At 60.3% G+C, this 8725-nt stretch carries 6 protein-coding genes and 2 tRNA genes; 4 read left to right on the top strand and 4 right to left on the bottom strand.

Going from position 1 to position 8725, the window contains the following annotated elements; genetic code table 11:
* Window positions 1-335: 335 nt before the first annotated feature.
* Window positions 336-1305, top strand: a protein-coding gene (locus B9A15_RS19730; protein ID WP_244557044.1) for an IS630 family transposase whose coding sequence is annotated in 2 segments (ribosomal slippage) — window positions 336-679 and window positions 678-1305 — 972 coding nt in all. Because the reading frame shifts where the segments join, the coding sequence is not laid out codon by codon here.
* Window positions 1306-1575: 270 nt separating this feature from the next.
* Here B9A15_RS19730 and B9A15_RS19725 read toward each other — a convergent pair.
* Window positions 1576-1652, bottom strand: a tRNA-Arg gene (locus tag B9A15_RS19725).
* 427 nt (window positions 1653-2079) lie between these two features.
* Window positions 2080-2169, bottom strand: a tRNA-Ser gene (locus B9A15_RS19720).
* A gap of 717 nt (window positions 2170-2886) precedes the next feature.
* Between B9A15_RS19720 and B9A15_RS19710 the strand changes: the two genes are divergently transcribed.
* From B9A15_RS19710 to B9A15_RS19700, 3 genes are all read left to right on the top strand, one after another.
* Complete coding sequence (locus B9A15_RS19710) at window positions 2887-5085, top strand: anthranilate synthase (protein ID WP_084412255.1); 2199 nt, start codon at window positions 2887-2889, stop codon at window positions 5083-5085.
* A 4-nt stretch (window positions 5086-5089) separates the two neighbouring features.
* Window positions 5090-6007, top strand: coding sequence for a cation diffusion facilitator family transporter (locus B9A15_RS19705; protein ID WP_084412254.1), 918 nt, complete (start codon window positions 5090-5092; stop codon window positions 6005-6007).
* A 131-nt stretch (window positions 6008-6138) separates the two neighbouring features.
* Window positions 6139-7110, top strand: coding sequence for a 2-hydroxyacid dehydrogenase (locus B9A15_RS19700; RefSeq protein WP_084412246.1), 972 nt, complete (start codon window positions 6139-6141; stop codon window positions 7108-7110).
* A gap of 79 nt (window positions 7111-7189) precedes the next feature.
* On the opposite strand, the gene B9A15_RS19695 is transcribed toward B9A15_RS19700, so the two are convergent.
* Both B9A15_RS19695 and B9A15_RS19690 read right to left on the bottom strand, forming a co-directional pair.
* On the bottom strand, window positions 7190-7651 hold the full coding sequence (locus tag B9A15_RS19695) for a hypothetical protein (RefSeq protein WP_139798505.1): 462 nt from the start codon (window positions 7649-7651) through the stop codon (window positions 7190-7192).
* 458 nt (window positions 7652-8109) lie between these two features.
* Window positions 8110-8670 carry an HNH endonuclease gene (locus B9A15_RS19690; RefSeq protein ID WP_084412253.1) on the bottom strand — a complete coding sequence of 187 codons (561 nt, stop codon included), beginning with the start codon at window positions 8668-8670 and terminating at the stop codon, window positions 8110-8112.
* Window positions 8671-8725 lie beyond the last annotated feature (55 nt).

The raw sequence follows: 8725 nt of genomic DNA, 5'->3' as shown, positions 1-8725 counted from the left end.
CGATCCGCGAAATTCTCGAGACCGTCACAAATCGCGAATGTTCAAACTATCTCGCCAATTCAGGTTATGCACCGAGGTAAAATCATCTCGCTCTAGCCAAACCCTCGAAGGGCAACAATGTTCGTCGCAGAATGACGTCTTCGAGACGTGTCACGCGCTCCGTCGCCGCGATATGCTGGATTTCTTCGTGCGAATAGGTCGGTGCCGTTCGAAGCGGCGTCAAAGCACGCGTCTCTCGACCTTTCAGAATGCGATCACCGTACTCGGAGTCGTTTGTTTGCGCTTGGCGTTGAGGCGTGATTCCTTGTTCCAGATGGAAAGGGGGGGGTGAGGTCATGGCTCGGGCATACGGGATTGATCTTCGCAAGCGGGTGGTCGAAGCGATCGAAGGTGGCTTGTCGACGCGGGCTGCTGGCCGCCGATTTGCGATCGGGGAGTCGACTGCGGGGGCCTGGCATCGTGACTGGAAGCGAAAAGGCACGTACGAGCCCGATCGGCAGGGTCAGCCGGAGGGCTCCAAGCTCGACACCCAAAAGGCCTTCATCCTCTCGCTGATCGAGACCGACGACAAGGACATCTCGCTGGCGGAGATCGTCGATCGTCTGGAGACCGACAAGGGCGTCGGCACGTGTCAGTCGCTGGTTTCCAAGTTCTTGAAGAAGCGTGGCATCACGTGGAAAAAAGACCGCGCACGCTGCCGAGCAGCAGCGCGAAGACGTCCTTGCCGCGCGTGAGGCCTGGTTCGAAGAACAGCCCGATCTTGACCCGCGAAAGCTCGTCTTCATCGATGGTGAGAGAGACCCGTGGCTCTCGAACGGCCTGAACACCAAGATGGCACGGCTGCGAGGGCGCTCCAAACGCGGAGAGAGATGTCGCGCCGCTGTTCCCCATGGCCACTGGAAGTCCACCACCTTCACCGCCGGCATGCGGCTCGATGGCATCGTCGCGCCCTGGCTCCTCGACGGTGCGATGGATGGCGAGGCCTTCCTCGTCTATGTCCGCAAGGTGTTGGTGCCGACGATTACCCCCGGCGATATCGTGGTGATGGACAATCTTCCGGCGCACAAGGTCGCCGGGGTCAGGGAAGCGATCGAGGCCGTCGGGGCCGAGCTTCGCTACCTCCCACCCTACTCACCGGACTTCAACCCGATCGAAATGCTCTTTTCCAAGATCAAGGCATTCCTCCGTAAGGTCGCCGCGCGCACAATCCCCGGACTGCATGACGCGGTGGCATCGGCGCTCGACATCTTCGAACCAGACGAATTCCAAAACCTATTTGTCCACGCCGGCTATGACCCGGATTAAGGTGAAAGCGCTCTAGAGTCCGCCATTAGGTTGCGGAGCATAGATATGCAGCGGTTGCAACCTTCGGAAGCCTTATCGAAGATCGATCGCGAAAGCTGGATACGATTCGGGCAGAATGTCAAAACGCTGCGAAATATCTGCACCGCTTGTTTTCTGAACAATCGATAGCATTGCCGTCCGATAGCCTGCGTTTCGGCGTTGCGTGGCTATTCGGTGGCTATTAGCCAGACCGGACAGCCGCACGTTTTCTAGCTAAGTGATTGAAAGTGTTGGCGCACCCGACAGGATTCGAACCTGTGACCTCTGCCTTCGGAGGGCAGCGCTCTATCCAGCTGAGCTACGGGTGCACGTAACGGCGACTCGCGACGCCTGATAGGGTGCATAACTGATCGACGCGGTGTCGGCAAGCCGGGATGGTTGTAAGCGCATTTCTGCTTCGGCAGCGGTCACAGGTTCAAACTCCTCAACGCTTGTCATCGGTAAGAGACCATCTCGCATCCCTCGTGGTGCCTGAGACCGCAGTCTTACCAGACGCCCCTTGCTCGCATTCCTCTTCGCCGCATGCAAGCAGGCGCACGAAACGGAAATGGCTGCTGAGGTTTACTCAGCTCCCCTCGTCCCACCCGCTTGTCGCTCCTGGCTCACCAAAACGCTTATGTCATTGCCCGCCCGCCGACGTGCCGAGGATGTGGCGCTCTCACGCAGCCAAGCTCCCGGGCGCCCAATCCTGTTACATCGAACTTGCATCTCACAGACGGTAAGCACTGAAGAATATGGCGGAGAGGGGGGGATTCGAACCCCCGATACGGTTGCCCGTATGCCGCATTTCGAGTGCGGTGCATTCAACCACTCTGCCACCTCTCCGCAGAAGTGTTCCCGATAGGGGAGCCGGATCGCTCTAAAAGTCGATGAGAAGAGGCTGTTGCCACCTCCAAACCGCTCATCGATGAACCGGATGGTCGAATACGCTCGGCATTGCCAGCGCGACGGCTCCTTAGCAAGAGGCGGACCTAAAAGACAAGAGGCGAAATGAGCTTCGCTCAGAAAATGCGCTGAAGGGGCAGGCGCTGGGCTGCTGTGTTTTGATTGGCTTGCAGGAGGCTGCAGCATATCGAAAAGCCGAGGACGGCGCTTGTTTCGAGCGAGACTGTCGGCTGTAAGGATCGCGTCTCTCCGCCGACAAGATGTGTGTCGAACGAGATCAAGGCGCGTGATCGATCCTGATGCCAGCGGGCCAGGATGCTGACGCAACGGGCCGCTGAACCTTTCAAGCGCAGCGCGGGCGCATATCGCCGGTCCCAGGCCATCGATCTGAGGTCGAAACCGCAGACTGGTGATATCACTCGTGTGCCGTGATCCCCGCTTGGTATGCCGTGCTTGCGTCCGGCCTTTGCTTCGGCTATCGCATCACCCATGAACACGACGCTGAACCTCGCGAAAATGTGGTGGCGGGCCCTCTAAGAGCGGCCCGGCAGTCACGCGACGTGAACTGAGACGACGAACAAGGCCGCTGCGGACATCGCCTGCGGCCTTTTGCTTATGACGCAGGCAGTCCGAGCTTCGAGACAGGAGATGACGGACATGGCAGGCGGACAATTCGGGGACGGCCGCGACATGGGCGAGACCTATCTGACGGTGGGCGGGGTCGAGGTGACGCGCCACCAGCGCTCCGTGACCTATGAGGGCGCGATCGAACCTTATTTCGATCAGTTGAACGACAGGCGCGGCGCCGTTCTTTTCTCCAATTACGAATATCCGGGCCGCTATACGCGCCAGGACATCGCTTTCGTCGATCCGCCTCTGGCGATCACCTCGGCAGGACGCGAAATGATGATCGAGGCGCTGAACGGGCGCGGAGGCGTCCTGCTCGGCTTCGTGGCCGAGGCATTGGACGGTCTGGCCGATATCTCCGCGATGACGGTCTCGGACGAGAAGCTGAGCCTTACCGTGAAGACGCCGGAAGGGGCGGTCACGGAAGAAGAGCGCTCGCGCATGCCGACGGTCTTTTCGGTGCTGCGCGCCATCGTCGCTCTCTTCAAGTCCGAGGACGACAGCCGCCTCGGCCTGTTTGGCGCCTTTGGCTACGATCTCGCCTTTCAGTTCGATCCGATCGCCGAAAGTCTGCCGCGCCCGGACGATCGGCGGGACCTCGTCCTCTATCTGCCGGACGAAATCCTCGAAGTGGACCATTATTCGGCGACCGCGACGCTGACGGCCTATGACTTTGCCCGCGATGGTGTCTCGACCGAGGGACTCGCCGGCGGCGGATCGCCCGCGCCCTTCAAGCCGAGCGAAACGGTTCCTGGTCGCGGCGACCACCAGCCTGGCGAATATGCTGATCTCGTCCGGCAGGCGAAGGAAAAGTTCGTTAGAGGCGACCTTTTCGAGGTGGTTCCCGGCCAGGTCTTCTACGAGCGCGCCGAACATCGCCCGTCGGAGATTTCCCGCCGGCTGAAGGCGGTCAATCCATCGCCCTATTCCTTCTTCGTCAATCTCGGCCGCAATGAATTCCTGATTGGCGCGAGCCCGGAAATGTTCGTGCGCGTCAGCGGACGCCGAGTCGAAACCTGCCCCATCTCGGGCACGATCCAGCGCGGCGGGGATGCCATCACCGACGCCGAGCAGGTGCTTAAACTTCTGAACTCGAAGAAGGACGAGTCGGAGCTCACCATGTGCTCCGACGTCGATCGCAACGACAAGAGCCGCGTCTGCGATCCCGGCTCGGTCAAGGTCATCGGACGACGTCAGATCGAGATGTATTCGCGCCTCATCCACACGGTCGACCATATCGAGGGCCGTCTGAGAGACGGCATGGACGCCTTCGACGCCTTTCTCTCCCATGCCTGGGCGGTGACGGTGACGGGCGCGCCGAAGCTCTGGGCCATGCGCTTCATCGAGAAAAACGAGAAGAGCCCGCGCGCCTGGTATGGCGGTGCGGTCGGCATGGTTCATTTCAACGGCGATTTGAATACGGGCCTAACGCTTCGCACCATCCGCCTGAAGGACGGCATTGCCGAGGTGCGGGCGGGGGCGACGCTTCTGTTCGATTCCGATCCCGAAGCCGAGGAAGCCGAGACCGAGCTCAAGGCCTCCGCGCTGCTCGGCGCCATTCGTGACGCTGGCAAGAGCAACGAAGCGCGCGCCTTACGCGATGTCGCCAAGGTGGGCGAGGGGCTGAAGATCCTTCTCGTCGATCACGAGGATTCCTTCGTTCACACGCTGGCGAATTACTTCCGCCAGACCGGCGCGAGCGTTGCGACTGTGCGAACGCCAGTTGCCGAGGAGATCTTCGAGCGTATCGATCCCGATCTCGTCGTGCTGTCGCCAGGGCCCGGCACACCGTCGGATTTCGACTGCAAAGGCACGATCGAAAAGGCGCGGGCCCATGGTTCGGCGATCTTCGGCGTATGCCTCGGCCTTCAGGCGCTCGCCGAAAGCTATGGCGGGCAATTGCGCACGCTTCACATTCCTTATCATGGCAAGCCCTCCCGCATTCGCGTCTCCAAGCCTGGCATCATCTTCTCGGGCCTTCCAGAGGAGGTGACGATCGGGCGCTACCATTCGATCTTCGCCGATCCGGTCCGATTGCCGCGCGATTTCGAGGTGACGGCCGAGAGCGACGACGGGATCGTCATGGCCTTCGAGCATCGCTCGGAGCCGATCGCCGCCGTGCAGTTTCATCCCGAGAGCATTATGAGTCTTGGCGGCGATGCGGGATTGCGCATGATCGAGAATGTCGTCGCCCATCTGCCGCGCCGGGCTCGCGAACGGGCAGCCTGAAGCAATGGCCGAGTTGGGAAAGGAGGAGGCGGGCGCACCGCTCGCCAAGCGCGTGGCGATCGCATCCGTCCTGATCGCCTGCGTGGTTCTGGCCATCAAATATGCCGCATACCACGTGACCGGCTCGGTCGCCTTATTCTCCGATGCGCTGGAATCGATCGTCAATGTGGTGGCGGGGCTCATCGCCCTCTGGGCGATCTCGCTGTCTTACAAGCCGGCCGATAGCGATCATCCCTTCGGTCACACCAAGGCGGAATATTTCTCGGCGGTCGTCGAGGGCGTAATGATCGCCGGTGCCGCCGTGCTGATCCTCATCGAGGCCTGGGGCGCGTTCCAGGAGCCGCGCGCGATCGATGCGCCCGCTCTGGGCCTTGCGATCAATGCCGGCGCCACGGCGCTGAATTTCGGCTGGGCGCTCTATCTCAAACGGTTGTCCCGACGGGTTCGATCGCCCGCCTTCGCCGCCGATTCCCGGCATTTGATGGCCGATGTCTTCACCTCCGTTGGGGTGTTTTGTGGCCTCGTCGTCGCGACCTGGACGCATATCCCGATCATCGATCCGCTTCTGGCGGCCCTTGTCGCGCTGAACATTCTGCGCGAGGGCTTCAACGTGGTCACCACGTCGCTGTCCGGGCTCATGGATCAGGCGATCGAGCCGGAGGAGGAGGCCAAGGTCCGCGAATTGATCTCGGCGAATGCCTCCGGCGCGATCGAGGTTCATGATCTGCGCACGCGCCGTTCCGGGCGAATGATCTTCATCGAATTTCATCTCGTCGTTCCGAGCGAAATGACCGTGGGCGATGCCCATATCATCTGCGACCGGATCGAGGAGGGGCTCGGCGCGGCATTTGAGAATGCTCAAGTCCACATTCATGTGGAGCCGGAAGAGGAAGCACAGCAAACGGGCGTTCCCGTTTTGTAGAGTTCCCGTTTTGTAGATTGGGCTGACGTCTGATCAGCCGCTCCTGGTCACTTTCTTAAATCGGCAAGAGATGGGTTTCCGTCGCAGGCGAATTTGCTAAGGCGAGACGACCAACTCAGCGGAGCGCCCTCATGCGTATCGTCTTTCACGGCTCGAACGCCGAAACCTTCTTGCGCGGCTTTGAGGCGCATCTGAAGCCGGGGCATGATGTTGCTCTCGTCTCGGACGCGCTGGAGCGCGATGGAGAAAAAGAAATATTCGAATCGGCGGATGTCGTGGTGGGCGTCGCCTTGAGCGCCCATCATCCGGTTCCGCTGAGCGCAAAACTCTATCAGGCCCCGGCAGCGGGCGTCGATAAGATCGATATGGCCAGGCTTCCCGAGGGCGCGACCGTCTGCAACGCTTTTGGGCATGAGGGCGCCATCGCCGAATATGTAATGGCTGCGCTGCTCGCCCGCCATGTTCCGTTGGGCCAAGCCGATGATCAGCTCCGGAACGGCGATTGGTCTTATTGGGCGGGAAAGCCGACGGGGCTCCGGAGCGAACTCTCCAGCCAGACGATCGGTATTCTCGGCTTTGGCCATATCGGAAAGGCGATCGCCAAATCGGCAAAGGCGTTCGGAATGGGCGTTACCGTCTGCAACCGATCGGCGCCGGACGCCAATGCTGGGATCGATCAAGCCTTCGCTCTATCGGACTTGTCAGCCTTCATGGGCTCGGCCGATATCGTCATCGCAACCTTGCCGCTTACGGAACAGACCGAAGGCCTGATCGATGCCAAGGCACTCGCATCGATGCGCGATGGTGCTCTGATCATGAATGTCGGTCGCGGACCGGTGATCGATGAAGCCGCCTTGTTCGCGGCATTGTCGAGTGGTCGGATCGATGGGATCATCGACACATGGTATGTCTATCCGACGGGAGATGCACCGAACCCGAAGCCCTCGCGCTTTGCCTTCGAGACGCTGACGAATGTCTTGATGACGCCGCATATGTCCGCCTGGACCTTCGGCACGATCGAGCGCCGCCAAAAGACGATCGCGGAGAATGTCCGTCGCCTGGCAGCCGGAGACGAGCTCGTCAATGTCGTCGCCCGCCGTTAAGGGCGGTTCGGGCGAAAAGCCCCGGCGAAGAGAGACGCCGGGGCGGGATAGTCCGAAAAATTCATTTCGAGGCAGGCACTTAGTTATTGCTGGCCGAGCCCGAGTCGCCCGCGCTGCTGCCGGTCGAATTGGTTCCGGCGTTGGAGCCGGTGCTCGTCCCGGACTGAGTGCCGCTGCTACCCGTCCCTGTGGAGTCCATCTGACCGCCTGCTGCCGAGGAGCCGATCACGCGCCCGGATGTGTCGATCATCATGATCACTGTCTCCCCATCCGGCGTCGATGCCCGCACGAGATAGGCGGCGTCCATCACCTGAGCGTCGGTGTAGCCGGCCTGCTCAAGGGCTTTCAGCACCTTGTCCTGGCTGGCGACCATCGCCTCGCTGGACATGCCGTTGCCGCCGGAAGCGGCAGCGCCGGACGAAGACATATCTGATGAACCGGCATTGTTTGTGGTGTTGCTGTCGCTCTGTGCGAGCGCCGGGGCAAGGGCGAAGCCGGACATAAGTGTGGCAATTCCGACGGTTTTTGCGATATGAAGCATGAATGTCCTCCGTATTGAGATGTGCGACGGAAGTATTCCTGATAAGAATATTCAAGTCGCATGTTGTGTACGGAGAATGAAGCGCTTCTTTAATCGTTCCGGCGAAGTCGATGATGAAAACATTACAGACCGTTTGACGGCCAATGGAAAGCGATCCAAGTATCTGCGCGCACAGGCCGACTGAACACGATCACAGGCGTTTTGACCGCTCATCGAACGGGCGCCGGGCGAATGGCAAATGTTGATATCAGAGCGTTTCTCGCTTCGTGTTCAAAAAAACGGTCCACGCTCTTCTGTCCGAGGGATGTCGGGGAGGGTAGGCCATAGAGAGCGCGCCCGGTACTCAAGAAGCACCGGGCGCTTCTACAGGATTGAACAGCGAGTGCCAGGCTCTGTCAGTGGCAGATGCCCGTTTCGCGCCGCTGATCTCTATGACCACTCGAAGCCGGAAGCGCTCCTCACTCGGGATCGAGTTCAGAATCCCAGTAGAGATAATCGAGCCAGCTCTCGTGGAGATAATTGGGCGGGAAGAGACGACCGTTGTTGTGGAGATCGTGAACGGTCGGCTGATAGGGGGTCTGTCGCGGGATCATACCGGCGGCTTTCGGCATGAGGCCGCCCTTTTTCAGATTGCAGGGCGAGCAGGCGGCGACGACATTTTCCCAGGTGGTCAGTCCGCCACGGGATCGCGGAATGACGTGATCGAAGGTGAGGTCATGGGGCGATCCGCAATATTGGCAATGGAAGCGGTCGCGGAGGAAGACGTTGAAGCGCGTGAAGGCGGGGTTTCGCGCTGGCTTGATATAGCTTTTGAGGCAAACGACGGAAGGAAGGCGCATCGAATAGCGCGGACTTCGAACCGCCCGATCATACTCGGCAAGGATCGTCACCCGATCCAAGAACACCGCCTTGATCGCGTCCTGCCACGACCAGAGCGATAAGGGATAATAGCTCAGTGGTCGGTAGTCTGCGTTCAGGACGAGCGCCGGGGAGAGATCCTGAGGGACAGCGATCGTCACCGACAAGCTCCTTTCCTCTTTATGGACCCGGAGTTAGGTCCCGTATGCGTTATCG

It is taken from the genome of Fulvimarina manganoxydans (assembly GCF_900176465.1).
Lineage (GTDB): Bacteria > Pseudomonadota > Alphaproteobacteria > Rhizobiales > Rhizobiaceae > Fulvimarina > Fulvimarina manganoxydans.
Note: the sequence above shows the minus strand (reverse complement) of the source record. Positions and strands in the feature narration are given on the sequence as shown.

Bases quoted from the DNA above. Each gene is read 5' to 3' on its own strand.
- B9A15_RS19710 (WP_084412255.1), top strand. From the start codon at position 2,887: ATGGCAGGCGGACAATTCGGGGACGGCCGCGACATGGGCGAGACCTAT.
- B9A15_RS19705 (WP_084412254.1), top strand. From the start codon at position 5,090: ATGGCCGAGTTGGGAAAGGAGGAGGCGGGCGCACCGCTCGCCAAGCGC.
- B9A15_RS19700 (WP_084412246.1), top strand. From the start codon at position 6,139: ATGCGTATCGTCTTTCACGGCTCGAACGCCGAAACCTTCTTGCGCGGC.
- B9A15_RS19695 (WP_139798505.1), bottom strand. From the start codon at position 7,651: ATGCTTCATATCGCAAAAACCGTCGGAATTGCCACACTTATGTCCGGC.